Genomic DNA, 26,362 nt, shown 5'->3' with positions numbered 1-26,362 from the left:
ATTAAAAACTCTTAAATTTTGTCATTTTTTCGTTAAAAAGAACGTTTTGTTCTATTTTTCTCTAGATATCTTTCTTTATCATATGTTTTTGTTATTTTATTAAGAACGAATTGTTTCATATAATGAATGATGTAAGCTTAAATATTTGTTCGAGAAGATAGGAGACCGCATACATGGTTGGAGAACGCTTAAGGGAGCTGAGGCAGCAGAAGGGATATTCAATTAGTGAATTAGCTGAGTTGGCAGGAGTGTCAAAATCTTACTTAAGTTATATTGAACGAGATGTTCAAAAAAATCCATCTCTACAATTTTTAAGAAAGATTGCTACAACATTGCAAACAGATGTTGAAGATCTATTAGGAAGTTCATCTTCGGCCGCTCAATCACAGGAATTTGTTTTGGATGAAGAATGGAGCCGTTTATTGAATAAAGCCATTTCAGAGGGTATGAGTAAAAATGATTTCAAGGAATTTCGTGATTATTTAAAGTTTAGAAAGTGGAAGGAAGCAAAAAACACCAATCAACTTATTCAGGAGGACAAGCCAAAATGAGTGATATCCAAGATCAACTGCAAATTGAACAATTAGATCAGGAATGGCTAGAACTAATACAAGAAGCAAAGCAGCTTGGATTGTCTTTTGATGACATTTCTCAATTTCTTCAACATGGTACATCTTCCACAAAGTAGAGAAGCAGTCAGTAAAATATAATTCAAAGTAAATTGTTTCATCTTGGTGCTAATGAAAGTCTAATCGAGAGCTAGACTTTTATCAGCATCAAGCTTGTCAAATGCCATTTAGAGAAGTAATTGAAATATCTTCTAGTATTAAACCTCAAACACACTACCTACTCATTATATTAATCATTTATGAAATCTTCAGTTGTTTCGGATCAACGATATGAATTGTCTTTTAACAAATCAACTATCCCTAAAACAGTTTTATTTCTGTGTGATCAAAGTTTTAAGGTGCAATCAATAGATCATAAGGATTGGCCAGAAGTATTGATTACGCTACACTTATCTACTAACAAACATATTAAATGAATATGAGCATATGTATGATTTCTTCGATAATGGTAAAAATATGTAGTAAGGAAGGTGTTACTACGTGAAAAAGTGGATGTTGTTTACTGCGATCCTTTTTGGTTTAACTACTTCTACAGTTCCTTTTACTTCTGGTGTACAAGCAGTGTCTCAAAAAACATGGGAAGATGTTGCTGTGAAAGAGACTAAGAAACGTTATCCTTTATCACAGGTTTTATTTTCTCAAAAGATTTGGGATAAGAAGAAAAAGGACATTACTGTAAAACAGTATCGTTTTACCTTAAGAGAGGGTATGCAGGATTTTTCGGTTTATACAACAATTACCTTTGATTCATCAACAGGTGAAATTAAAAAAGTCCAAGTGATCCCAGAAGCATAATGGGAGCTGACTTGATGATTTTAAGCTTATTGCTTTAAAATCCATCAAGTCAGCTTTTTTTATTGCTGTTTTTGTATGGAATGAAAATAACTAATCATTTGAACAATTGGGATGAGTAAAAGAATAATGATGGGATAGTATGGTATTAGTTCTTTTAGTAGAGGGTAGAAGCTCATTAGTCCTGCTGCAATAGGAACGGCATACCACATAGCGATATATGAACTTCTACAAGCATTTGCTGTGATCAGTTGTTCTCTTTCATCAGCTTCTTCAAGTTCAGGAGGTAACATCAATGCTTTAAATAGGCTTTTATGTTTCTTTTTACTGATAACCAATAAATAAATGGCAATAGGGGTGCAAATAATAAAAAATGTAAAGATTGGTATCATATTTATTGTTATCTCCCATGGTGGTTCTGGATTCTGCATTATTTTAGCAAATTGTACATTTGTATTAAAAAGTGTAATTAAAGCCCATCCAGCCAGAATAACTGTAATTATATTTAATATCGCTGGTTGTAAAATATTTTTCATTTACCTCTCTCCTTCTTCTTTTTTAATTATCCAAAATACCTCTTCAGTTCTTACTTGAAACACATCACAAATTTTTAAACCTAATAACAAGGACGGTGTGTATGAGCCTTTTTCTATCGCAGCAATTGTCTGTCTTGTTACACCAACTTTTACCGCTAACATCTCTTGTGTTAGATCAAACCTTGCTCGAAGCTCTTTCACACGATTCTGAAGCAACATTTTTTCACCTTCTATATTTACTCTTAAGATTATTGTAAAGTATTTTTAACATAATATAAAGTTGACTTAACATGCATTATTTAAAAAAGAGCAATCCTTTGATGGACTGCTCCTTTTGCAGATATTTACTTTTTGCGTTTTTTTAAGAATAATTTGAAAGCAAACGGTAATACACCTAACCACCTGTTACTATAAAAGGTTGAGGAAATTTCATTATGCTTACGTTCTTCTCTTTGTTTTTTACGAGCTTCTTTTGGTGTATCCATATATTTGACAAGCTGCTGTGTGACATATTTAACATAATCGTTTGTAGACAAGGTAGTCACCTCATTACTCATAAGTTCTTAACCTTCATTATTACCAAGATTATGCTATTTTAGTCTTTCGCTTATTTCGTTAACAATTTCGTCAATATTTTTATGAGCTGTTTTGACAATAAACGTACAATCTTTGTAAAACTCAACACGAGATTGGTACAAATCAGTTAGTTCAGCTTTATTTTTCTTACTAGCTATAGGTCTGTTAAGATCAGCATGAACTCTTTCATAAATGGTATCAATGTCAGCATGTAGTAATACAACTTGTCCATTTTTCTTCATCCATTTGCGATTTTCTGGATTAATGACAATCCCCCCACCTGTTGTAATAATGGTGTTTGTTGTTGGAAGCTCTTTTAAAATGCGTGTTTCTTGATCACGAAAGTATTGTTCTCCATGCTGTTCAAATATCTCTCGGATGCTTTTGTTTAATTTTTTTTCAATTTGTAGATCAGTATCTATGACAGGTAGCTGTAATTGTTTGGCTAATTCTTCTCCAATTGTCGTCTTTCCTACCCCCATAAATCCTGTTAAATAAATTGCCTTCACGGTATTTCTCCTCACGTTTTCTTTATACCATACCATATTTTTAAATTTTCAGACCATACTGATATTTCATTTTTTAATGAATTGTATTGATAACTTGCTTGATATTTTCGATTTTCTATTGTTTCACACTTAATATTTACTTCAGTAAGCTCACTTGAAACTGCAGTCATTTTGTATGTGAAGCTTCCATTTTGCGTAGTAATTGTTTTTGGTTGCTGTAATTCTCCACTAGTATTACGAAGTTCTTTTAATGTTTGATTAACTGCGACTGTCATTAAATTTTCAAGTATGTACTTTTGTTCTGTTTCAAAGTAGAATTTCTTATCACTAATAAGTGTTGTTGAGAGATGTGTGACAACTAATAAGCAAAATAAAACAATGACCATTGTGGATGGAAAAATAAATCCTTTTTCAGCTTTCATTATATGATAAATCCTTATATGATCTAAATGTAAAGTTGTATTCTTTTCCCGCTTGGCTAATGGCAGTCATTTTTATCCCTGCCTGAAGTTGGTCAAATTTTAATGCTCTTATTTTCATTAATAGTATTTCATGTCCCCTATCAAATACTTGACGTCTGATCAACTGATTATATTTGCTAATGCTTATGAGTTGTCCTTGTTTATTTGTAAATAAAAGGCTGTCTTTATTTACTGTCCAATCATCTGAGTTTTTCATTTCTTTATGCAGTTGAATAATGAAAAGTTCCCATTCGTATGCCTTTAAATCATTTTCATATTGAGAATTTGTTACTAAAAAGGTAAAAAGCATCGTGAGTGATGAAATAATTAGAGAGTATATGACAAACGAGAAAAGTAAATTCAAAAACGTGAAACCCTTCTCAGTATTATAAGAGGAAACAAACAGATTTAGCTTTTTTTGATGAATTTTCCCATGATAAGCAAGCTTTATTATAAGGATTTTCCTCCTCCCAAGATAAATGGTAATCAACACCATCATGTTTAATGACTTCATTTCTTTTTTCATTGGTATTATAAGTCACTTGTTGTGTTTTCTCATGAAGAATTTTATATGCTGCTAACGATTGCTGGGTGTTAACTCTTTCTTTTGTTATTAAAACAAGTTGAGGTATGATGAGTAAGGTGATTAACATCCATAAACTAAAGGCAGCTATCGTTTCAGCTAGTGAAAATCCTTTAGAGTTTCTCAATTGTAAACCTTCCTTTTCCTAGGTAAAATACTAAACGGTATTTTTCACTATGATAATGAATAAACATTGTGCCACTTTTTTGAATAGATCCGAGACGATTGTAGATTACTCGGTTTTCAAGTGTTGCAGCTTCGAATATAACATGCTGATGATAATTCCTGCTCAATAGATCATCACCTATACCATTTGTTACACGATATTTTTTCTCACTTTCAGAAAAAACCACATAAACGGTACTTTCATTGACTAGCGCATATTGCTGAGCATAAAGTAAGTCTTTTTCTAATTGATTTATAAATGTATTGATTACTTTTTTATTATAAATCGGATTGATATTCATGACTAAAACAAAACTCATTATGCTTACGATAACTAGGACAATAAGGGTTTCTAAAAGTGTGTATCCATTTTTCTTAGCTTCCTGTTGGTGCTGCACCCTTCGTTACCTCTCCATCAGCAGAGATCACTATACTGCTTCCATCAGGACAGGTTTGTGTTGCTCTTAAGTAGCCTTCATCAACTAAGTTAGCTTGTGTTGGCGTTTTTTTATAATCAATTTCATAAGCAGACACCTGGGCTTGTACCATATTAATTAATCCCTCACACCCTTTTTGTTGAATACTTGCATTATGTTTTGTTACGTTAGGAATCGTAATAAGAAGTAAGACAGAGATGACTAACAAAACGATTAACATTTCAATAAGTGTAAAGCCCTTTTCTTTTTTCATTTGCTCCTCCTAAATATTTTCCATCATTTTATACATTGGTAAAAGCATAGATAAATAGACAAACAGCACAATTATTCCGACAAATGCATAAATGACTGGTTGAATGATGGTTATTGTTTTAACAATTTGATTTTCTAATTTTTCAAGTAGTATTTGACTGTACATATATAGTTCTCTTGCAAGCTGTCCGTTTGCTTGTCCATGGAGTATGACTAATGAAAGCTCTGGCTCATAATATCCGCGACTTTTAATCATTTGGTGAAGTTGTTCACCTGTTTTTAATTTGCGAATCAAATAATCTGCTTCAGCTTTAAAGAATGGTAATATGGTTTGTGTTTCAAATATCTTTAAGCTCTCAAAGGTTGATAGTCCTCCTCTTAATAAATTGCTTAGCTGTAAAGCAAAAAAATAGCTATGAAGCATACTAACTACTTTTCTTAAAATTGGTATTTTACTGACTAGCTTCATCTGAGTTTCCACCGATTTTTTTCGGTAGAATACTAAATAATAAAAGATGATATAAACAATGAAAATAACACTACCAATTCCTACCCATTTTAAGGATGCAAAGACAACCAATAAGGTTCTTGAAAAAAAGGAAGTTTCAATATTCATAGAATCATAAAGTTGTTCAAATTGTGGTGTAATAACAGCTTGGACAATGGATAGTATAAAACTAACTGTAAAGATGAGAAAGATGGGATAACGAAGGATTTTTCCGAGTTTTTCAATATGTGTGACTTTTTTAGAAAGAATTTCACTACACTCCCTTAAAGCAAATTCAAGATCACCGTGTTGTTCTGCAAAATACAAATAACTTAAAACATCTTTATGAAAGTGTAAATTTGAGAGAGTGTACCGAAAAGAGTGACCGGCAGAGAGCTGTGAAAGACAAGTTAATAAATCATCTTTTCTTTTACTTGATTCATTTACATAAAGAAAGTTGAGAGCTTCGCTTAGTGTATAGCCTTTGTCTAACATACTACTTAAACGTTTAAGAAAAAATGCTTGTTCCTTTAAACCCCATCTTCGTTTAGTCTTCATGCTTGAACACCCAACGATCATAAGAATGAGGATAAAGATAACCAAGAGCAATCCCCTTTTTAATCACATCCTTTAAAGTCGGATAGTAATAGCTTGATACTTCTCCTTTTGCTTCTTTAATAACTGCTGTTAGATTTTTTCCGTAAAGTAATTCATACACACTTAATCTTCGCTTTTGTCTTAGCTTCTTACAATAAGGCGAACAAATGCCTTCACAAAAAGGACATTTTAGTTGGACAAGGCGTTGAGCAGTAACAGCAACTAGAGTTTGTTCTATTTCAGATAAACTCACATCAAATTCAAGCAGTCTGTAGAGCGCACCTTTAGCATCTCTCGTATGCATGGTCGATAAGACGAGATGACCAGTCATACTAGCTCTTATCGCAATTTGAGCTGTCTCTCTGTCTCTAATTTCACCAACCATGATAATATCGGGATCATGACGTAAAATCGCTTTTAATCCAGCTGCATACGTAATACCGGCCTTTTCATTTACTTGCACTTGCATGACTTCCTCACTTTTTGTTTCTACAGGATCTTCTAATGTAATAATATTGCGATTAAAGTGCCGCTTTGCATAATGAATAAGTGAATATAATGTGGTTGTCTTACCAGAGCCGGTCGGACCTGTGAACACCATCAAACCGTGTGAGTGATTTAGAATCGAAAGTAATTTGTTTGTTGTTGCAGGAAATAGAGATAAATGAGTAATATGAGGTATTTTTCCTTGAGGTAAAATTCTTATTACTAAACTTTCTTCATGAATTGTCGGCAATGTTGATAAGCGGAGATGAACATTAACATTTTTTGTAGAGATTGTTAATGCACCGTTTTGAGGTCTTCTTTTTTCACCAATGTCCATTGATGCTAAGAATTTTAAGTGTGAAATAATTCTTTCACTAATGTCTTTTTTCATTGTATGTTTTTCAATTAAATCATCGTCAACTCTAAATTGGATAAGTGTTTCCTGGTCTCTAGGGATAATGTGAATATCCGATGCTTTCAACGCACAGGCTTCTTCAATGATCCGCTCACTCAAATGTTCAATTGACTGCAAGCTATTTCTTCAACTCCTTCCTTTGCTTCTGAACATCATTGTACAAGGTTTTGGAAAACATAGCACATAATTAAAAATGAGAAATGCACCATTAAAAGAATGTTTTCACATGGGGAAAAATTAATTTTCAGTTCATTTTTTGTATTTTATATGATAAAAATTTAAAAGTTGAACATAATAATAAATGCCAAAGAGCAACATATTGTTACTTAACCACAGCCCTAATTAGTAATATCAATGGGCTATAGCCAAGCGGTAAGGCATCGCACTTTGACTGCGACATGCGTTGGTTCAAATCCAGCTAGCCCAGTTAGAACAAAACGCCTTGATCTTCGTTGTAAAAACTGGAGGAGTATCGAGGAAACAAAATAAAGACGTCTACTGAAAAATGACAGTGGGCGTCTTTATCGTTTTCACAAACTTTTATGAAACTGATCTCTGAATATCATGTTTACGAGCTATTTTGCTTAATGCTTGAGGATTGTAGCCTACAATTAATTTTTTTCCATCAGTAATGATAGGGCGACGAAGTAATTTTGGCTCTTCTATCATTAAATTAAGTAGTTCTGACAAGCTTAATTCATTAATGTCTATGTTTAAGTCTTTGTATGTTTGACTTCTTGTAGCAAGGATTTCGTCTATACCTTCTGTTGTTAATTCTAAAATTTGCTTGAGTTCGTCAAATGTTGGAGTTTCACGGAAAAGATGCCTTTCTTGAAAGTGAACATGATGTGCATTTAACCAGTGTTTTGTTTTTCTACAAGATGTACAACTTGGATAACTGTAGAACGTTATTTTATTCACAATACATTCTCCTTTTAAAATAGTTTTTATCTAACCGCTTTCTCGTATAACTTATTGTACACTATTTGTATAACTTATGTACACTGTTTTGCTATATTATATTTTGAACATTTTGTTTACATATGAATTGATCTTTGTTAGATTGTCGTATCGAGTGTGTAAACGCTATTTACAATTATATAAAGGGTACATTATAATAATTAGAGTGATGTCTTGTATGTCAAATAACTTTTTGTCAAAAGCTATCATTATGAATTTATCTTTTTCAGTATTAATTACAACTTTATAGCTTGATTGTTCATGTAAACAAGAAGAGCTTGAGGCAAAGTCAACAAAGGAGGGATACATATGGATCGTATGTTCCGAGTATTAGGATTCTGGACAGGAATCTTCGCTGTTATGTTCTACCTTGGTGATATGAAGACAACTTCCTTACTATTTTTCGGACAAACTGGATTTTTTGTCTTCTTATCTTACTTAAAATTATCCGAACGCATGTACATCTATATTTTTGGTGCTTACTTAACAATTTTCTTCGTCGGATTTACGTATTGGACAACATTCATGATGATTCCAGGGCATAACATGGGACATTAATTCCCAAAAAAACAGGTAGCCTTTTAAAAGGCTGCCTGTTTTTTATTTTTTCTTATCTTAAAATCCATTTAGAAAAGGATTACTTTCCATTTCTTGTTCAATAGTTGTTTCATGACCATGTCCAGACAAAACAATCGTATCTTCTGGAAGTGTTAATAATTTATCATGAATACTTTTGATTAATTGATCGTGATTTCCTCCAGGTAAGTCTGTTCTGCCGATACTTCCTGCAAATAAAGCATCTCCTGAGAAAACAACTCCTTCTTCAGACGAATAATACGAAACACTGCCAGGTGAATGACCAGGGGTTTCAAATATTTCTAGTGAAAAATCTCCAATAGTAAGAATACCTTCACTCTTTATTATTTCATCTGCGTCTGCTACTTTTATAGCACCAGCCATGAAAAATTGTGAACCATTTAAAGATGGATCTGTAAGCCAATGTTTTTCTTTACTATGTACATAAACAGGAATTCCCCACTTATTACGAACATCATCTACAGCACCTATATGATCAAAATGAGCGTGTGTTAATAATACGGCTAATGGTTTTATGTGTTGTTGTTGTAAAATTCCTATAAGCTTGTTTGCATCACCACCAGGATCTATAATTAAACACTCTTTCTTATCGTTCGAATAGATATAACAATTTGTTTGCAGTGGACCTAATGGTAATTGTCTCCATGCCATTTGTTTTCTTCCCTCCATATTTTCACGTGTATCTTCTATTTTACACTATTGTCTTCTTTAACGACATTCTTTACAAATGTTTAAAATGGGTATAATAAGAATAAAAGAGAATACTTTTTACTTTTCGTTCCTGTCTACTTAAGTAGAAAATAAACTCGACAAACGTCATGAAACCGATTAAAATATTAGAAGGACTTGTTTTGTATCTTGTATACCTTATTAATTGATACAATGAAAAATGATCTACATATAGTAAGGGGGCTTTTATAATGGGCTTAGTAGTTATTTTTGCACTTGTAACCATACTTGGGATTTTTGGATTTATCCGTTCACTTAAGGATAAGAATCTTCTTGGTGCATTTTTTGCATTCGGTACATTCGTCGTTTTTGGATGGTTTGCAGTAATGACTGTCATCCATCATGGCTTTCCAACTGCTCACTAAATCTAAATACAAACAGAAGGCCTTTACCATTCTTAACGGTGAAGGCCTTCATTTATTTTATAAACTCTTTATAACCCGTACTCACTCCAAGTTAAAGATTGATACAAATAACCGACCTGAAAAGCACCGAGGAGGCATCTGAGCCGTCTAGTGCCTCATAACACCCTATCTGTTTTCAAAAATTAATTCTCTGAAATAAAAAACCCTCTTAGAAATTAATACCTAAGAGAGTTTTCTGGTTTTTATTATTGATCTTCATCTTGAATTTGTTTATGAACACTTTCAAGCTTACCTTCCATCGTTGACTTTTTATCACGACGATCATCAATTCTTATGTTTGTAGCAACTCGCTGAACACCTTTACTAAATGGAGCTTCATGAATGCTTTCAATCACTTCTAACAGCGTATGTAATTCCCCTTCAATAATTGTATTCATAGGGGTAAGCTGATATTTAATTTTTCCTTCTATTTCATAATTTTTTAGGATATGTTGAATATCTACAACATACTCACTTACACTTGGGCTACTTGTTCCTAATGGAATAACTGTAATGTCTACTATTGCCATTTATCTCATCCCTTTCTAATCCTAATTAAAAGTAATCAATTCTTTCATCGTTACTTTATTTACATCAATAAGCTGCTCTAATCTAGCACCGTATAATACATATTCCCCACTTGGAGATAGTTTAATCGGTAGATTTTCAATTGAGTTTAACAACACCTTTTTCTCTTCTGTTAGTGTAGAGAAGCTCACCAGTGAGAACGCTGTTTTTGCTTCATTTACTTCTAACATATAAAAAATGCCATTCTTTTCATCCATATCAAGATAGGGTACTGACCAATCAGAGTAAAGTGATACTAACCGAGTACTCATTTCACTTATTTTCTTCAAATTATTACTGTCGTAGAAAGCCACTTTAGCATCACCATCAGAATTAAAAAGCTCAATTGTTGAGATCATTTTCGAAAAATTTGTATTTGCAACAACATTTTCTACATGTAATGATTCTGATTTTTTTTCCATATTATACACATAAAGTGGTGCAGTTAACGAAGGTTCCTCTTGATCCCATTTTAAGTATGTAACTTGGTGGTCATTTAGCCATTGTATGAAAGGTTGATTAATTTGATTTTTAACGATTTTTTTATCAAGAACATTTAAAACATAAGTATCATACGTCCAATCTTCCTTAAAGCTTGATATAAAAAGCTGATCTGTTTTTGTGTGATTCCATATAAAGTTTAGTTCAAAGGACTCGACTCTTGTTGAATACAACATGTCTGCCTCATCATTAACGATCACCAATTCAGCTTCATAGTTTGATGGGCTTGTATGGATAAGAAACATAGTTTGCTCTTCATTTGCTTCTACTTGTAAAATCGGAAATTCAGATTTATAGAATTGTGTTGTTTCACCAGTAAAGATGTTATATGTATGCACTTCAGACCCTTGAGCATTGTTTGTCACATATAAAACTGTTTCATCATCTTTCCAATCAGCAACAGAATGAAATAAGGCTTCATTTATTTGTAGCGGTGTAACTTCAGTTTCTCCAAAAAATTGATGTGTAGCTTCTTTTTTATGAAGTGGAAGCTTCCTCATAGATGATAGCTCTTTATTGTCTTGTTGATGAGATGGTTTACAGCCTGATCCAAGTAGTATGATTAACATAAACACATTTATACATTTAGTTAATCTCATCAACTTCATATTCACCCCTTGCCTTTTTTAGATCTATTATTATCATTCGTAAAAATGAGTGTTACTAATCATACGATTAACGTTTGAAAATGTTCCAACTTTCACTCTCTTTTTTCTATATTATAAAAAAACACTCAAATATGACTAAATTTTTAAGAAGAGGCTGGGATATAATTATATAAGTCATACAAAAAGACGCATAAATCTAAATTCAGTTAAGCTGACAGAAACAAGTTCGTTCCATTGCGCTGCAGCCACTCTCTTTCCACGGGGAGGAAGCTGAGCCTCCTCGGCATGCCTGCGGGGTCTCAGCCTTTCCTCAATTCCCGTAGGAGTCGAGTGACTTCCGCTCCATTCCACTAGTTGTTAGAATTATTACGCAAAATCAAAAAACTATTGATAACAGCAAATAAAAACCCGAACTATTAGGCGAATGATTAATTGATATCCCACCTAATAATTCGGGTTTATCATTAGCTTTAATACTTATGTCCCAGCCACTTCAAACATCATTACATGTATAACGCCGCAAGAAATATTCCTTTGCTTTTGCGATAGATCTCATCAAATTGTGAAAATGGTAATGGATTTGTACCTATACCCAATTCAATCGTAAAACCTGACCTTCTCCAATCATTAACAAACCAATCACGAAAACCAGCATGACTATCAATATCTCGCACTGCCTTATATCCGCTAAGTTTATTAAATTCTTTAACGATTTCTTCCGCTTCTACTGGTTCTTTTCTTAGATATCCCCAGTAGATCTCTTCCCCTTGGGTATGAAAAGCAAGTACTCGATCAAATTGGCTTCTTTTAACAAGTTCAGCTAACGCAATCGCTTCAGGCTCTGTTAATGGTGCATCACCAGGGTAATCACGTGGTGCTGGTGCTTTTGGAAGCTTACGTGCCTTTTCTATCTCCCATTTTACAGGATACTGATTATTTAAATCAATTCCTCTAATATTAGCTTTCCACTGGGAAAAATCAATACTAAGATCATTCATTTGTAATAAAGAGGGCTCATATTCAATATGATCTGGTAGCCCATTTAACACAAGATCAACTCCATCTGGATTGACCATTGGAACTAACGATAACTTTGTATCGTTATAAAGATCTATACATGATTGACCATCTAAATCATGATCATTTACTAATGCCTCTAAATAATTTTGAAACCAATGCATAATGACACTTGTTGTGATCCATTCATTCGCATGAAAAGATCCGTTCATATGAATCTTCTTTTTACCATGACCAATTGTTAATTCATAAATAGGTGTATTTAAAACACTATATCCAATCACTTGTTTATTAATAAAAGGATACTGTAACTGTAATTTTTCAATATCTTGTTCTAAAGTAACGGAATTATACGGCTTCTTAGTCGTTAATTCGGAACTTTTAGTTTGATTAACTTCACAATCAACAAACAAATTGTTTTGTATATATTTTTTCCAAGCATCAGGTATACAAATGATCTCATTTTCATCAATGGTTCTATTTCGTTTATCTCTATTGCTGTCAACAAGAAGTTGCTCATTAAGCTTTAAATGATTTGCGAGTTCTTTTAAGGGTATTGCCTTTTTAACTCGAACAAACATCAATTTAACCCCCATTAGCCTATTTTACTTATAGCTTATGAAACAATTGATAAATTGTTGTTATGTTCATATGGTTTTCCATAAACATTTTTACTTGTGAGTTTATATTTTTCACACTTACAGTACTTGTTAAATCCAAGTGGTTATTTAAAAGCAAAAGTATCATCCATGCGTAAATAAAAAGGCTGACTCGTAAGATTTTCCACGACTATTGCGGAAGATACTTACATAAGTCAGCCTTATTTGCTAATTATTTGTTTTTTTCAGCTTTTTCGGTTGCTTCTGTTTCAGTTTCTGCTTCAGCATTTTCTTGGTAAAAACGTAATAAGTCACCGTAAATGATCTCGTCAGAGTAATTTAACTCTTGTTTTGCTTTTTCCATATATGGATCACAAATTGCTTGATCTGCAGGTTGACCTGTTTCTTTATCATAACAGATCCCTCTTGTATAAACATTGTTTTCAGTAATAAAGCTACCATCTCTTAATACAGTAAACGACAGTTTATCATCAGAGAAAACATCTGTACCAAATTGAATTTGTTCGCTTGTATCGATTCCAAGTAAACTCATGATCGTTGGACGAATATCAATTTGACCTGAAACTTTTGAGATTGTTTGTGGATTTTTATCAGTTACACCTGGAATATGAACAATAAATGGAACACGTTGTAATTGAACAACATCAAATGGTGTAAGCTCTTCTTTTCCTAAAAACTTAGCCATTGCCACATTATGGTTCTCAGAAATTCCATAATGATCACCATATAAAATGATAATTGAATTCTCATAAACATCTGTTTCTTTTAATGATTCAACAAAACGTTTCACACCTTCATCCATATATCGAACTGTTGGTATATATTGATTAAGTGTTTTACTATTTGAATCAAATTCATCTATAAAGCGATCTTCTTCCGAAAGTTCAAATGGGAAGTGATTTGTTAATGTAATTAATCTAGTATAAAAAGGCTGTGGTAAATTGTCCATATGTTGAACAGACTGTTCAAAGAAATCTATATCCTTCAAACCCCAACCAATAGAGTTTTCTTCTGTTACTTCATAATCATTCACATCAAAGAAGCGATCATAACCAAATGTTTGATAAATTAAATCACGGTTCCAGAAGCTCTTGTTGTTAGCATGGAAAACTGTGCTGTAGTATCCGTAATTTTTTAAAATTTCTGGTGTAGCATGGTATTCATTATTGCTATTTGTAAAGAAAACTGCACCACGTCCAAGTGGATATAATGAATTATCAACTATGAACTCTGAATCAGATGTTTTTCCTTGACCAGTTTGGTGGTAGAAGTTTTCAAAATAATAACTTTCATTGATTAAATCATTTAAATATGGTGTTATTTCCTCACCATTTAATTTTTCATTAATTACAAAGCTTTGTAATGATTCAAGTGACAGTAAAATCACATTTCGTCCTTCTGCAATACCTTTTAAATCTTCTTCTGAGACTTTGCGATTCGCATTAACATAGTTTTCAATTTCTGTTAAATTATCGCTATCTGCTAGTGCTCGTTGTGCAGAAGTTTTAGATTGTAAGAATGCATCATAGATATGGAAGTTGTAAACACTAATGTTCTTAACTAACATCTCACGATCAAAAGAACGAGTTAATAATTGTGGACGTTCTGTTTCAGCTAATCCTAAATTAAAGAAAAATACAGCCGCTACTAATAAGAAGTATGCAGATTTTTCTTTTCTCGTTAATACTGTTGTTGCACGGAATGTTGGCTTTTTAAGTAACCAATATAAAATTCCTAAGTCAACAAACATTAACAAATCAGTCGGTAAAAATAAACTTGTGATACTACTTCCTAAATCCCCCATATTGCTTGTCTGAAATAAAACAGGGATTGTTAAAAAGTCATTAAAAAAGCGATAAAATACCATGTTAGATATTAAAAGAACTGTAACAAAAATACTAGCTCCAAATATATAACGGTTTCGATTTTTTTCTTTCATGAAAAGCCCTACACCAAAAATCAGTAATAAAAAGCTTAACGGGTTAATGAATAAAATAAATTCTTGAGTGAAATTTTCAATTTTTATATCAAAACTAGTTTTATAGACTATATATGTTTTTAGCCATAGTAGTAAAGTTGCTATAAGTAAAAACGATATTTTCGAAAATGATTTCTTACGCATTAATTTACCTCCTCATCCCTTGGGACAAATACACTTTCCTTTTATCTCTGGCTCTCTTCTGTAAGAATGTTGCCACTTGCTCTAAATATGAAGTAAGAACATTGTTTTAGGTACTAATCTATGAAGAAAAGATACCTCAATGCTTTATACAGTATTGTTTACTTCAGTTTAGTTAAAAAAGCAGCAAAGTTTACGAAAACAGCCTATCTCTATAAATTTCCATTTATTAGGTTGGTGATTGAACAACTAAATCATATCTTAATACTTCTTTTACAAAAAATCAATCCTTTTTAACATTCTCCTTACAATAGCCTGATAGAATTATAATGTTAAGCTTATTCTTTCTTCCCTATTGTTAGACGTATGAAACGATAAAAAGTTTCAAATTCATTTAAAGTAAAAATATTCAGAAAATAAAACATAAACTGAACATCTGTTAATCAATAGAAAGAAGTAGTTATTTTAACCAGTGTTCTACTAAGTACATAAAAAAAGGAGCATTCAACATGTAGAATGCTCCTTTCATATATTGTTATTCATTATTAGTTATTATTTAACTTTGTTTTAGCTAACCATGCTCCACCGATGACCCCAGCATCATTGCCAAGTGTAGCAATTGTAATTGTTGCTGCTTGACCTACTCTTGGGAAGGCAAATCGTTTAAAGTTTTGTTCAACTTTAGTAATCAATTTATCCCCCGCTTTTGAAACTCCTCCACCTATAACAATTTTTTCTGGGTTTAACCCGTTAGAAACATTTGCCAGCATTAAACCTAATTGAAAAGTGACATAATCAATTACTTCTTCTGCAAGAGTATCTCCTTGATTTGCTGCATCAAACACATCTTTGGAAGTTAACTCTGGATAATTTTTAAGAATACTTTCTTGATCAGTTAATTCTAGTTTTTCCTTTGCAATTCTTACAATGCCAGTTGCTGACGCGATTGTTTCAATACATCCCGTTTTTCCACAACCACAAAGTGCTCCACCTTCAGGAACAACAGTAATATGACCAATTTCTCCTCCTGCGCCATTAACACCATGTATTACTTCACCATTTGAAATGAGTCCGCCTCCGACACCTGTACCGAGCGTAACACATATAATATCTTTTGCACCATCCCCAGCTCCTTTCCACATCTCTCCGAGAGCTGCGATATTTGCATCATTATCAACAACAGCTCGTAATCCTGTTTCTAGTTCTAAATGAGCACGTAAAGGATAATTTACCCAACCCAAATTTGGGGTTTCATAAATCAGTCCATTTTCTAAATCAACAGGACCTGGAGCCCCCATACCAATACCAGACAGTTTAGATTTAGGTAACCCTAACTCATCAAGCTTTGCATCAATTGCTTTTGCGATATCTGTTGTGATGTGTTCACCTGTTTTATCAGTAGGTATTTCCCACTTTTCTATCATTTCACCATAATAGTTAATAAAAGCCATCTTAATTGTTGTTCCACCTAAATCAATTCCAACTAACCATTGTTCGTTCATAAAAAATCACCTTTTCCTACTATTATATATGTTTCTCGTAATCGTTTTCATTTTGCATTTATTTCTCTGATATTTCATTCAGTAATAAAGCCTTGTACAGTTCGTTTAACCGCTTAACCTTTCAATCTTTGAACTTCTTGTCTTAACAAAAGTATCGCCATTTGATAGTCTTTTGGTTCTATTATCTTTGACTCAAACAATTGTTTTACTTCATCTTCCATTAGTTCTAAATCAGCAATTCTGTCTCCTATGTAAATAATCGTTCCATATCTCTTTAAAAGCTGCTGTACATCATAAATTGAATTCATATGATCACCTACTTACACAATATCTATAGCTGTTTTTGCCTATCTTACTTTACATTCTACTATAAAGTATAAAGAAAATGAAAAATGCGTCAAGAAAACGTTTAAGAAATTCCTCAAATATAGTACAAATAAGTATTTCAATATTAAGTTTAAAATATTTTAATATAAAAATAAAAATACAACTCCCTTAATTCTACTGTCTTTTAATACTATTCAATTAAGAAAATACTAAATTTGTCTGAATAATTTATTTTTTCCGAAAAATATATTGATTTTTCATTCCTTTCGCGTTTAAAATAGGGATTACTTATTAGGAAAGTTTTAGGAGGAGCAAATATATGGCAACATTTTTACTATCAGTACTTATATTAATTGTAGGTTATTTTGTTTATTCAAAGGTTGTAGAACGCATATTTGGGATTGATGATCAAAGAATTACCCCTGCATATTCTAAATCAGATGGTTTAGATTTTATGCCAATGAGTTGGATTAAGGCTTCTCTTATTCAACTATTGAATATAGCAGGTTTAGGTCCAATATTTGGAGCAATCTTGGGTGCTTTATATGGACCAGTTGCCTTTATTTGGATCGTTATCGGTTGCTTATTTGCTGGAGCTGTTCATGACTATTTTTCAGGAATGCTTTCACTCAAACATGGTGGTGAGCAATATCCTACACTTGTTGGGAGATATTTAGGTAAATACGTTAAATCGGTTATCAATGTTATTTCACTTATTTTAATGATTCTTGTAGCTGCTGCCTTTACAGCAGGACCAGCACAATTAGTTGAAGAACTAACACCATTAAGTTACTCTGCATCATTAATTTTAATTTTTGTTTACTTTGTATTAGCTGCTATTCTACCTGTAAATAAACTAATTGGGAAAATTTATCCGATTTTTGGTTTAGTTTTAATTATTATGGCTGTATCAATTGGTTTTGCCTTATTTTTTATGGATCATTCCATTCCAAATATCACTCTTGAAAACTTACACCCTGGAGAAATACCGATATGGCCTTTATTGATGGTCACAATATCTTGTGGAGCGATCTCTGGCTTTCATAGTACTCAAAGCCCCATCTTGGCTAGAACATTAAAAAAAGAAAGTGATGGAAGAAAAGTATTTTTTGGAGCAATGGTGGCTGAAGGGATCATCGCTTTAATTTGGGCAGCAGCTGGTATGACATTCTTCGGTGGACCAGATGGATTACAAGGTGCATTAGCTAATGGTGGGGCAGCAGGTGTTGTAAATGAAATAAGCAAAACAACTTTAGGTCAATTTGGCGGAATTCTTGCTATTCTTGGTGTGATTATTCTTCCAATCACAACAGGTGATACTGCTCTAAGATCATCTAGAATGATATTGGTAGAGTTATTAAGTAAATTCGGAAATTTTGATAGTAAGATGAAAACAATCTTAATGACAATTCCTGTTGTTATCCCAACCTATTTATTAACACAAATGGACTACTCTTTCCTTTGGCGTTATGTTGGTTGGACAAACCAAGTAGTTGCTACTGTGATGCTTTGGACAGCGGCAATGTTTTTGTTGCAAAATAAAAAGTTTCACTGGATTTGTAGTTTACCTGCATTATTTATGACTGCAGTAACAGGTTCATATATTTTCTATGCTCCTGAGGGATTTCACTTATCCTACGAAACATCAATGATTTGCGGAGCAATCATTTTCGTTTCTGTATTAGCCTGGTTTCTATATCAACTTAAGAGACATAAAAATACAACCATTCCGCTTGATCATGCAGCTTAATAACAAGGTTGTTTTCGCGTTCTTTTAGATGTCAATTCACTTTTACTATTTACAAGAATATTTTAATAAAAAGACCAGAGTAAATTATGTTTCATGTGATACTCTGGTCTTTTATATTAGTTCATCTCTAACGGATAATAATAATAAGTGTGCGAAGGGTTGATTTCCACTTCAGGTTGCTCGCTTTCCGCGGGGCGGGCGGTGAGCTTCCTCGGAGCAAGCGCCTGTGGGATCTCACCTGTCCCGCTGCACCCGCAGGAGTCTCGCACCTTTCGTTACAATCAACCTAATTAGTATTTAATAAAAAATGAAGAAAAAAAACCAGATTCCTGGCGCATTACTTCTGTTTTGAATTGATAATCAAATAGCATTCTATTTAGATTCTGAAAGACAACAGTGTAAATGTAGATAGAGTACTTTTAATAATCTCAGGAAGACAAATTCAATTTGGTGTTTAAACATTAATTCACTGTAAAAACAGTGTTCCCATGGCCTCAAATGGATTTTTCCAGAAAATTATAACTAGATGTTATATACAAAGGCTTTTTACTTCGTAGAATTTTTATGCATAAAATGATCTGGTTTTTCGAAAAAACTTTTTACATAGACAAAAGACCAGAACAATTAATATTCTGGTCTTTCTTTCATTCAACGATCTGGATCTTGCGGGTGTAAAAAGGTTGGACGGCGATTTTTTAATGGCATTGGTGATCTTAATAACACATCACGCATTGCTCTGAAGTTAAATGGAATAAACGGATATAAATAAGGAACATTAAATGATTTCATTCTTGCAAGCATAATGATCCATCCTGTAATTCCAACGACAAAACCAATAACACCTAACCAAGCTGTAAACAACAATAAAACGATTCGGTAGATTCTATTAGCAAGACCTAATTCATAGCTAGGTGTAGCAAATGTTCCTATTGCCGCAATGGCCAAATATAAAATAACTTCATTTGTTAATAGTCCAACTTCTACCGCAACTTGACCAACCATGAGTGCTGCGACTAGACCTAAAGCTGTAGCTAAGGAAGAAGGTGTATGTATGGCGGCCATCCTTAGGACATCAATACCAAGTTCAATTAATAGAAACTGAATAAGCAGAGGAATATGTCCATGATCTTCTATTCCTATAAATTCTAATCCTGGTGGTAAAAGTTCTGGGTTTTGAGCTAACAAAAACCAAAATGGGAGAATAAATAAAGAAGCCCAAACAGCAATGAATCTTACAAATCTTAAATAAGCACCAACAATTGGCTTATTTCGATATTCCTCTGCATGCTGTAGATGATGCCAAAAAGTTGTAGGTGTGATCAATGCGCTTGGTGATCCATCAACAAAAACGATAACATGACCTTCATATAAATGGGCAGCAGCAGTATCAGGTCTCTCGGTATATCGAACAGTTGGATATGGATTATAGTGACGACCTGAGATAAATTCCTCAACTGTTTTCTCTCCCATAGGTAGTCCATCTGTATCAATTGCTTCAAGTGACTTTTTCAAATCTTCCACATGTGATAAATCTGCGATATCCTCTAAATAACAAACAACAACATCTGTTTTTGAACGCCTTCCGATTTGCAAATACTCCATGCGTAGTGATCTGTCTCTTATTCGCCTTCTAGTTAGCGCTGTATTGAAAACAATCGTCTCAACATAACCATCCCTTGATCCACGCACAACACGCTCCATATCAGGCTCCTGAGGTCCTCTTACGGGATATGTACGAGCATCTATCAAGATAATCTCATCAATACCATCAATCACAAGTGCTGTTGGTCCTGCTAACACAGTTTGCACAACCATATTTAAGTCATTCGTTTTATCAATTTCAACATAAGGAATATATGTTTTTAGTAGTTTTTCCAAGGTGTTTTCTTCTATCTGTTCAGGAGTAAGCTCTGATAAGTACTTCATTAGATAGTGAAGAATATCATCTTTCACAAATCCATCAACCATGAATAATGCCATATTTCGGTTCGCATATTCTACATCTAATTGAATGACATCAAAGCTTTTCTTTACACCTAATCGTTCATTTAAATAAGTAATATTTTCTTCGAAATTTTTTGATACTGGTTTTTTCTCGTTCTTTTCCGTCATAAGATTACTCCATTTCGCATAACGATTTGGTATTCATCATTGACGTATAAATGGTAAAACATACCTGTATATTTTTATATTTTCAATGACAAATTCACACTTATATTCATAAATACAAGCGTAACATCATAAACTCTAGCAACCTGTCCTATCTCGGAGTTGATTATTGATGAAAAAAAAATCGCTATTTATTATCATTTTTGCTTTTATCACATCTGCAATTTTTTACTTTTACCATGGTAATGCAGCAAGAGAAAGTATCATCTTTTTCCCAATAGATGAATCAGTTTCTTTTGAAAAAGCCGCTACTTCATTAGAACTCGTTGGAAATAAGGATGATGATGAGTACATGATAGAATGGGACGTACATTCATACACAGATAAGGAAATTTATTTAAGGCAAGATATATCCCTTTTATTTTCAGATGGAAAATTAATAGATACACTGTCAGAATGGGAAGATCAAAGTCAAAAGCTCGCTCAATTTAAAAAAGTTACAGGAGAAGATAGTAGTCATTTTCAATCCATCAGTCTCCATTATGGTGAAATCCACTTAAATAATGATTTGATACGAAGCACGCAATTTATGACTAGTGATCATTTATACGTCATTGACTCAGAGTTCACTGAGCTTTTTTCTTTCAAAAAACCGCAGACGAAAGAAGAGGAAGAATGGAAGGGGATATTAGATAAAGTTACTGAACAACATTTAGAATATAACTGGAATCAATTAATCGATCATTATAAAATTGAACGTAATGAATATGAAGCTATACCACTAATCGATTTAATAAGATATAACACTTCTCCACTATTAGGACTGTCAAAAGCTAAAACACAAGAAGTCATCGGAAGTTTATGGGAAGGGTTATATAAGAATTATTTTTTAGGCTTAAAATCTAAAGAAGGCAAAGTGTACCCAGCTAAAGGTAGCACCATGCCTCTGATCTTACTCGCGAAAAATTCGTCACATATTATTGTTCTTACCCAAACTGAACAAGGAAAACCATTTAAATTTATTCAAAGAATTGAGTTTACTGAATAAGCTTCTGTTTTAGTTGATTGTATTGTTCATTTGTTGAATCATATTGAAGAGCCTGATTTACTTTTTCTAAAGCAAGATCTAAATTCCCTTCATTTGCATAAAGTATGGCTAAGTTATAATGTGCTTGATGAAATGTGTCGTCTTTCGATGTTATTTCCTCTAAATGTTTTATCGCTTGATCATATTCACCAAGCTCTATCTCAACTACAGATAAGGTAAATAAGATGTTCGGTGAACTATTTCCTTCCTGTATGGCTTGAGTTAAATAAGTATAAGCTTCTTCATATTCATATGCTTTAATGAGCTCTTGAGCTTTTAATAAAGTATACTGTGGAGATTGATTTTCGGTTTCATTCATACCATATTGATATAACCCATACAATAAACCAATAGCTACTATTACTCCAGCGATACTAAGTAATCGCTGTTTTTTTTGTGGAATTTGGACGATAAGAGCTGCTAAAAATCCACCAACTAATCCACCAATATGACCAGCATTGTCGATGTTTGGAATAACAAAGCCCAGTGCTAGATTAATTCCTATAATGACAAATAGATTGGGCCCCATCGTTCTTAAAAAGGCTTTTCTGTTATGAATACCAATATACAGCAAAGCACCAAAACAACCAAAAATAGCACCAGAAGCTCCAGCTGATACAAACGGACTAAACGCAAAGCTTGCTATGGAACCTGAAATACCTGCAATAAGGTAAATAAACAAAAATCTGGCAGATCCGTAAGCTCTTTCAACTGCTGGACCAATGTAATACAAAGCAAAACTATTCATCAATAAATGGAAAAACCCAATATGTAATACGATAGGAGTTATAAACCTCCACCATTCACCTTCATAAATATACGGATTAAATTTTGCACCAAATTGAATTAATGTTTCTGTATCTTCACTTCCTCCATAAAACTCGAGAAGTAAAAACATAAAAATTTGGATAATCAGAAAAATATATGTAAAAAAAGGCTTCCCATTTTGAAAAAGTTTACGTTCCTCTTCACGTAGATCATTATGATATGCTACAACTCGATTTCTTATTTTCTGAACATCTTCATTGTCAGTTGTTTCTTTACCTTCCAGACGATCTTTAAGGGGTACATTTAATAACTCCTCTACCCTTTTAAGTCCATTGTCTTTTTCATCCTTTACCAATAGAAGAGATGTGATATTAATAGCTCCCTTTTTGCCTATTGTATACCCATTTTCAAATGCATCTGGATAGTCGTCAACAGGAGGTAAAGTTGAAACATAGATATTTGCAATAGTAAGTGGTGTTCTAACACCTTGATTTAGAAGACTCTGAAATTTTTGTCCTGCTTTTTCAATATCAATTGAAAGGGAGTTCCCCCAATCAACATCCATCCTTCTTAGCCTCACAATTGAAAATTGTTTATTTCGTACCGGTTCTAATAAGATTTCATTTCCATCTTGTGATAACCCTAAAATGGTATATTTTTGCTCTATAACAAGCTGCTCTATTAATGACCAATAAAAATAATCCTGTTCAATATCCATATAATCTCTCCGACCCATTTTTGTTTATTATATCAAGTAGTTAAAATAAAAAGGAAGAAAAAAGCATTATGAAAAGCGACAAATGGTGATCACCTGAAGTAAACGTGAAAACTGGTCTCGATCACCCAAACAATTAAACAACTAGGTTATACAGAGATAGAAAAAAGCTGACATAATTTATAGTCAGCTCTTTTAATGTCTTTATTAATGAAAAGCTCTGTTTACAAAGCGATCTCTAATAAATGGGATCCTCATTGATAATTGAATAAAAAATCTACGTAATTCTGGATGACCTAGTACATAATTAACAATTCGATAACGATAACGGTACAAAGCAAAAGATCCAGCAGCAAGCATAATTAATCGTCTCATTTTTCATCCCTCCTACTCCTAGTTTTAGTAGGAAAGCGAAATTTTATCCTTTAAAAAAATGGCTGCATTGTTTGTTTTAATACACTAGCAGATGAAGCAAATTGTTGTTTTTCTGTTTCATTTAAGTTTAGTTCTACCACTTTTTTAATTCCTTCACTGCCTACAACAGCAGGTACACCGATATAAAGGTCAGTTTCTCCATATTCACCATCAAGATAACAAGAAACGGTTAAAATTGAACTTTCATTATGAAGAATTGCTTTTGTAAGACGCACTAACCCCATTGCAATTCCATAATACGTTGCACCTTTCCGTTCGATTATATGATACGCTGCATCTCTTACATTAACAAAGATCTCATCGAGTTTAGCTTTTTCAATACCACTTGTTTCCATTATTGGATTTCCTCCAATATCGGCATGACTCCATACAGGTAATTCTGTATCACCATGTTCACCAATTATATAGGCATGAACATTACGTGTATCAACTTCAAAATGCTCTCCTAATAAATATCGAAACCTGGCTGTATCCAAAATCGTCCCTGAACCAATAATTCGACTTTGTGGTAAGTTAGAATACTTCCAAACAGCATAAGAAAGTATGTCCACTGGATTTGTCGCGACGATAAATATTCCATCAAATCCAGATTCCATTACGCTTTCGACAATTGATTTGAAAATCCTTAAATTTTTTGCGACTAAATCTAATCGAGTTTCTCCTGGCTTTTGATTGGCACCTGCACACAATACAACAATGTCGGCTTTCTTACAATCGGTATAATCTCCATACCATATTTTTGTTCTTGTTGGAGCGAAGGCTAAACCATGGTTAAGATCCATTGCATCTCCCTCGGACTTTTCCTTGTTAAGATCTATTAAAACCAATTCTTCTGTTACACCTTGATTTAATAAAGCAAATGCATAACTTGATCCTACAAAACCAGTTCCGATAAGTGCCACACGATTAACATGAACAGCCATTACATCTCACCCTTTCTTAAACGCAATTTTGTTTACAATTCATATTGGTCCAATATGATAAAATCATTAAATATAAAGTGAAATAAGTATTGCGAAAATTGTGGTAAAGGCAATGGATAAAAAATTAACAGAATCATTGTTAAGAAAACTGTATTTGTTTATTTTTTCTCCTTTTGTAAAACAGTGAATCTGTTTTTCCGTTATTTTTTTACAAAGAGGACAATAATATTTATTTTGTATTGTTTGACCTAAGATCGTATCGAAAATATTTCCTAGAAAACCCATGCATGTTATAAAGAAAATCAAATAAGCTGACATAGAAAAAAGCAACACTGAAAATATACTAATGAAAATGGCGCCTATTAAGCCGGCAAACGTACCTAGACTTGATATAGCACCTGATGTACCCTTAGGAACTCTTCTTAAAGTAAATAACATTCTTGGGTCCCTACTACTTAATGTACCAACCTCTGAAGCCCATGTGTCTGATGTAGCTGAAGCTAGCGATACACAAAAACCTATGAGAAAAACTTCATGATAGCTAGGAAAAAGTAATGTGGATATTCCCATTAAGGCAGCAACCCCTCCATTAGCCGCTACTTGAAAAATATCTCGTTGTTCGCCTTTTTCTATAATATTCAAAATACTTGATTTTAGCTTTGCTTTATACTTACTTACATAGCTAGAACTCCCAAAAAAACATCCTAGTATAACAAGTCCTTCCCACGAAAATCCAATATAAATGGAAAGACCAACAACAACAGCTCCAATTGATCCGCTCAAGTTTAAAGACTTTGATTTCCAAGCAGAGTACGATACGAAGAAAATAAAAATAATCACAAATAAATTGAATAAACTAAACATCACAGGTGATAACCTCGTGTTCTGTTAAAATCTTCGTTACTGGAATATCATGAGCTTCTTTTGGTATATGATTGACAAGTTGACAGGAAAAGGCTAAAGAAATCGCAGGCTTAGTAAAATTAACTAAATAGCGATCATAATACCCTCCACCATACCCAATTCGAAAACCTTTTGAATCAAAACAAATACCTGGAACTATTAATAGATCAATTTCTTCAGGTCTAACAACAGCAGTTTCCGCTATTTTTGGTTCCATAAGTCCGAAATAAACTTCTTCTAATTGGTCAAAAGATTCTATATGATGAAAAACCATTTCTTTCGTTTGAGGATTACATTTGGGGATGACAATCTTTTTATTTTCTTTCCATGCTTTTAAAATAATTGATTTAGTATCTACCTCTCTTCCTCTAGAAATCGTAATGGCGATCGTGTTTGCTTGTTTCCACAATAGTAATGATTGTAAGTTCTTACTTATGTTTTCAGAAAAAGTCCTATAAGTGTTATCACTCATTTCATTAAGCAACGTTTTTATGTATGTACGTAATTCCTTTTTACCTTCCACGTGAATCTAGCCTCCTTTTATATTATCTATTATATAAGGATAAATTAGGTAAAATCATTTTTCTATAAAAAACTGTTAAGTTGTAAGCTTGTATGGCAGTTGTTAAGTGGAGAGGAGATTTGAGATACATATCTGAAATGACTAAGAAGGCTGCTATTACTAGGAAACAAAGAAGGTTTTTAAAGAAAAATGATTTTACCTAATTTATCCTTATATAATAGATAATATAAAAGGAGGCTAGATTCACGTGGAAGGTAAAAAGGAATTACGTAC

Annotated in this window: 32 protein-coding genes and 1 tRNA gene; 8 read left to right on the top strand and 25 right to left on the bottom strand. The window is 33.0% G+C overall.

Annotated features, from left to right (window positions below):
• Nucleotides 1-173 precede the first annotated feature (173 nt).
• The 3 genes from LC076_RS07985 to LC076_RS07975 all read left to right on the top strand — a co-directional run bounded on the left by LC076_RS07985 (nucleotide 174) and on the right by LC076_RS07975 (nucleotide 1,424).
• Nucleotides 174-551 (top strand): XRE family transcriptional regulator, encoded by a 378-nt coding sequence (locus tag LC076_RS07985; RefSeq protein WP_226667474.1) that lies wholly within the window; start codon nucleotides 174-176, stop codon nucleotides 549-551.
• The gene (locus LC076_RS07980) at nucleotides 548-688 is read left to right on the top strand and encodes an anti-repressor SinI family protein (protein ID WP_226667472.1); all 141 of its coding nucleotides are present in this window, start codon (nucleotides 548-550) and stop codon (nucleotides 686-688) included. Before LC076_RS07985 ends, LC076_RS07980 begins: the two co-directional genes overlap by 4 nt.
• Before the next feature lie 421 nt (nucleotides 689-1,109).
• Nucleotides 1,110-1,424 carry a DUF3889 domain-containing protein gene (locus LC076_RS07975; RefSeq protein ID WP_226667470.1) on the top strand — a complete coding sequence of 105 codons (315 nt, stop codon included), beginning with the start codon at nucleotides 1,110-1,112 and terminating at the stop codon, nucleotides 1,422-1,424.
• Nucleotides 1,425-1,483: 59 nt separating this feature from the next.
• Here LC076_RS07975 and LC076_RS07970 read toward each other — a convergent pair whose 3' ends face one another.
• The 11 genes from LC076_RS07970 to comGA all read right to left on the bottom strand — a co-directional run bounded on the left by LC076_RS07970 (nucleotide 1,484) and on the right by comGA (nucleotide 7,042).
• Complete coding sequence (locus tag LC076_RS07970; protein ID WP_226667469.1) at nucleotides 1,484-1,957, bottom strand: hypothetical protein; 474 nt, start codon at nucleotides 1,955-1,957, stop codon at nucleotides 1,484-1,486.
• On the bottom strand, nucleotides 1,958-2,176 hold the full coding sequence (locus LC076_RS07965) for a helix-turn-helix transcriptional regulator (protein ID WP_226667467.1): 219 nt from the start codon (nucleotides 2,174-2,176) through the stop codon (nucleotides 1,958-1,960). It lies immediately after the preceding gene.
• A gap of 125 nt (nucleotides 2,177-2,301) precedes the next feature.
• Nucleotides 2,302-2,493: a YqzE family protein gene (locus tag LC076_RS07960; protein WP_226667465.1), complete on the bottom strand. Its 192-nt coding sequence runs from the start codon at nucleotides 2,491-2,493 to the stop codon at nucleotides 2,302-2,304.
• Nucleotides 2,494-2,547: 54 nt separating this feature from the next.
• Nucleotides 2,548-3,042 carry a shikimate kinase gene (locus LC076_RS07955; protein WP_226667464.1) on the bottom strand — a complete coding sequence of 165 codons (495 nt, stop codon included), beginning with the start codon at nucleotides 3,040-3,042 and terminating at the stop codon, nucleotides 2,548-2,550.
• Nucleotides 3,043-3,053: 11 nt separating this feature from the next.
• Nucleotides 3,054-3,464, bottom strand: a complete 411-nt coding sequence (comGG, locus tag LC076_RS07950; protein WP_226667461.1) for a competence type IV pilus minor pilin ComGG — start codon at nucleotides 3,462-3,464, stop codon at nucleotides 3,054-3,056.
• Entirely contained in the window at nucleotides 3,454-3,999 is a 546-nt protein-coding gene (gene comGF / locus LC076_RS07945) for a competence type IV pilus minor pilin ComGF (RefSeq protein ID WP_264191477.1), read from the bottom strand. The genes comGG and comGF overlap by 11 nt, the downstream gene beginning before the upstream one ends.
• Nucleotides 3,890-4,213 carry a competence type IV pilus minor pilin ComGE gene (comGE, locus tag LC076_RS07940; protein ID WP_226667459.1) on the bottom strand — a complete coding sequence of 108 codons (324 nt, stop codon included), beginning with the start codon at nucleotides 4,211-4,213 and terminating at the stop codon, nucleotides 3,890-3,892. The genes comGF and comGE overlap by 110 nt, the downstream gene beginning before the upstream one ends.
• Entirely contained in the window at nucleotides 4,200-4,649 is a 450-nt protein-coding gene (comGD, locus tag LC076_RS07935; RefSeq protein WP_226667458.1) for a competence type IV pilus minor pilin ComGD, read from the bottom strand. Before comGD ends, comGE begins: the two co-directional genes overlap by 14 nt.
• On the bottom strand, nucleotides 4,627-4,941 hold the full coding sequence (gene comGC / locus LC076_RS07930; RefSeq protein ID WP_226667456.1) for a competence type IV pilus major pilin ComGC: 315 nt from the start codon (nucleotides 4,939-4,941) through the stop codon (nucleotides 4,627-4,629). The genes comGD and comGC overlap by 23 nt, the downstream gene beginning before the upstream one ends.
• Before the next feature lie 9 nt (nucleotides 4,942-4,950).
• Entirely contained in the window at nucleotides 4,951-5,985 is a 1,035-nt protein-coding gene (gene comGB, locus LC076_RS07925) for a competence type IV pilus assembly protein ComGB (protein WP_226667454.1), read from the bottom strand.
• Nucleotides 5,975-7,042: a competence type IV pilus ATPase ComGA gene (gene comGA / locus LC076_RS07920; RefSeq protein ID WP_226667453.1), complete on the bottom strand. Its 1,068-nt coding sequence runs from the start codon at nucleotides 7,040-7,042 to the stop codon at nucleotides 5,975-5,977. Before comGA ends, comGB begins: the two co-directional genes overlap by 11 nt.
• A 238-nt stretch (nucleotides 7,043-7,280) precedes the next feature.
• On the opposite strand from comGA, the gene LC076_RS07915 reads away from it, so the two are divergent.
• Nucleotides 7,281-7,352 (top strand) — tRNA-Gln (locus LC076_RS07915).
• A gap of 113 nt (nucleotides 7,353-7,465) precedes the next feature.
• Here the strand turns inward: LC076_RS07915 and LC076_RS07910 are convergent.
• Nucleotides 7,466-7,846, bottom strand: coding sequence for a Spx/MgsR family RNA polymerase-binding regulatory protein (locus tag LC076_RS07910; RefSeq protein WP_319005495.1), 381 nt, complete (start codon nucleotides 7,844-7,846; stop codon nucleotides 7,466-7,468).
• A gap of 348 nt (nucleotides 7,847-8,194) precedes the next feature.
• Here LC076_RS07910 and LC076_RS07905 point away from each other — a divergent pair, with 348 nt between their 5' ends.
• Nucleotides 8,195-8,443 carry a DUF2626 domain-containing protein gene (locus tag LC076_RS07905; RefSeq protein WP_098799530.1) on the top strand — a complete coding sequence of 83 codons (249 nt, stop codon included), beginning with the start codon at nucleotides 8,195-8,197 and terminating at the stop codon, nucleotides 8,441-8,443.
• A gap of 57 nt (nucleotides 8,444-8,500) precedes the next feature.
• Here the strand turns inward: LC076_RS07905 and LC076_RS07900 are convergent, their stop codons facing one another.
• Entirely contained in the window at nucleotides 8,501-9,133 is a 633-nt protein-coding gene (locus LC076_RS07900) for an MBL fold metallo-hydrolase (RefSeq protein ID WP_226667451.1), read from the bottom strand.
• A 269-nt stretch (nucleotides 9,134-9,402) separates the two neighbouring features.
• Between LC076_RS07900 and LC076_RS07895 the strand changes: the two genes are divergently transcribed.
• On the top strand, nucleotides 9,403-9,576 hold the full coding sequence (locus LC076_RS07895; RefSeq protein WP_146946436.1) for a DUF2759 domain-containing protein: 174 nt from the start codon (nucleotides 9,403-9,405) through the stop codon (nucleotides 9,574-9,576).
• A 245-nt stretch (nucleotides 9,577-9,821) separates the two neighbouring features.
• Here the strand turns inward: LC076_RS07895 and LC076_RS07890 are convergent, their stop codons facing one another.
• From LC076_RS07890 to LC076_RS07865, 6 genes are all read right to left on the bottom strand, one after another.
• Nucleotides 9,822-10,145 (bottom strand): MTH1187 family thiamine-binding protein, encoded by a 324-nt coding sequence (locus tag LC076_RS07890; protein WP_226667450.1) that lies wholly within the window; start codon nucleotides 10,143-10,145, stop codon nucleotides 9,822-9,824.
• A 21-nt stretch (nucleotides 10,146-10,166) separates the two neighbouring features.
• On the bottom strand, nucleotides 10,167-11,282 hold the full coding sequence (locus LC076_RS07885) for a hypothetical protein (protein ID WP_413465963.1): 1,116 nt from the start codon (nucleotides 11,280-11,282) through the stop codon (nucleotides 10,167-10,169).
• A gap of 512 nt (nucleotides 11,283-11,794) precedes the next feature.
• Nucleotides 11,795-12,889 carry a M14 family metallocarboxypeptidase gene (locus tag LC076_RS07880; protein WP_226667448.1) on the bottom strand — a complete coding sequence of 365 codons (1,095 nt, stop codon included), beginning with the start codon at nucleotides 12,887-12,889 and terminating at the stop codon, nucleotides 11,795-11,797.
• A gap of 250 nt (nucleotides 12,890-13,139) precedes the next feature.
• Entirely contained in the window at nucleotides 13,140-15,050 is a 1,911-nt protein-coding gene (locus LC076_RS07875) for an LTA synthase family protein (RefSeq protein WP_226667447.1), read from the bottom strand.
• A 542-nt stretch (nucleotides 15,051-15,592) separates the two neighbouring features.
• Complete coding sequence (locus tag LC076_RS07870; protein WP_226667446.1) at nucleotides 15,593-16,549, bottom strand: ROK family glucokinase; 957 nt, start codon at nucleotides 16,547-16,549, stop codon at nucleotides 15,593-15,595.
• A 113-nt stretch (nucleotides 16,550-16,662) separates the two neighbouring features.
• Nucleotides 16,663-16,857: a YqgQ family protein gene (locus tag LC076_RS07865; RefSeq protein ID WP_226667444.1), complete on the bottom strand. Its 195-nt coding sequence runs from the start codon at nucleotides 16,855-16,857 to the stop codon at nucleotides 16,663-16,665.
• Between the two features lie 338 nt (nucleotides 16,858-17,195).
• On the opposite strand from LC076_RS07865, the gene LC076_RS07860 reads away from it, so the two are divergent.
• On the top strand, nucleotides 17,196-18,626 hold the full coding sequence (locus tag LC076_RS07860) for a carbon starvation protein A (RefSeq protein ID WP_226667443.1): 1,431 nt from the start codon (nucleotides 17,196-17,198) through the stop codon (nucleotides 18,624-18,626).
• Between the two features lie 648 nt (nucleotides 18,627-19,274).
• On the opposite strand, the gene LC076_RS07855 is transcribed toward LC076_RS07860, so the two are convergent.
• Complete coding sequence (locus LC076_RS07855; protein WP_226667442.1) at nucleotides 19,275-20,738, bottom strand: spore germination protein; 1,464 nt, start codon at nucleotides 20,736-20,738, stop codon at nucleotides 19,275-19,277.
• A gap of 169 nt (nucleotides 20,739-20,907) precedes the next feature.
• On the opposite strand from LC076_RS07855, the gene LC076_RS07850 reads away from it, so the two are divergent.
• Nucleotides 20,908-21,783 carry a hypothetical protein gene (locus LC076_RS07850; protein ID WP_226667441.1) on the top strand — a complete coding sequence of 292 codons (876 nt, stop codon included), beginning with the start codon at nucleotides 20,908-20,910 and terminating at the stop codon, nucleotides 21,781-21,783.
• Here LC076_RS07850 and LC076_RS07845 read toward each other — a convergent pair.
• From LC076_RS07845 to LC076_RS07825, 5 genes are all read right to left on the bottom strand, one after another.
• The gene (locus LC076_RS07845; RefSeq protein WP_226667438.1) at nucleotides 21,773-23,308 is read right to left on the bottom strand and encodes a rhomboid family intramembrane serine protease; all 1,536 of its coding nucleotides are present in this window, start codon (nucleotides 23,306-23,308) and stop codon (nucleotides 21,773-21,775) included. The two genes, LC076_RS07850 and LC076_RS07845, sit on opposite strands and share 11 nt — an antisense overlap.
• A 204-nt stretch (nucleotides 23,309-23,512) precedes the next feature.
• Complete coding sequence (locus tag LC076_RS07840) at nucleotides 23,513-23,680, bottom strand: hypothetical protein (protein WP_226667437.1); 168 nt, start codon at nucleotides 23,678-23,680, stop codon at nucleotides 23,513-23,515.
• Nucleotides 23,681-23,730: 50 nt separating this feature from the next.
• Entirely contained in the window at nucleotides 23,731-24,663 is a 933-nt protein-coding gene (locus tag LC076_RS07835) for an L-lactate dehydrogenase (protein WP_226667436.1), read from the bottom strand.
• A 66-nt stretch (nucleotides 24,664-24,729) separates the two neighbouring features.
• Nucleotides 24,730-25,527 carry a DUF92 domain-containing protein gene (locus LC076_RS07830; RefSeq protein ID WP_226667724.1) on the bottom strand — a complete coding sequence of 266 codons (798 nt, stop codon included), beginning with the start codon at nucleotides 25,525-25,527 and terminating at the stop codon, nucleotides 24,730-24,732.
• Entirely contained in the window at nucleotides 25,520-26,089 is a 570-nt protein-coding gene (locus LC076_RS07825) for a 5-formyltetrahydrofolate cyclo-ligase (protein ID WP_226667434.1), read from the bottom strand. The genes LC076_RS07830 and LC076_RS07825 overlap by 8 nt, the downstream gene beginning before the upstream one ends.
• Nucleotides 26,090-26,362 lie beyond the last annotated feature (273 nt).

This window comes from Metabacillus litoralis (assembly GCF_020524045.1).
Classification (GTDB): domain Bacteria; phylum Bacillota; class Bacilli; order Bacillales; family Bacillaceae; genus Metabacillus; species Metabacillus litoralis_C.
This window is presented reverse-complemented; position numbering and strand designations above follow the sequence as displayed.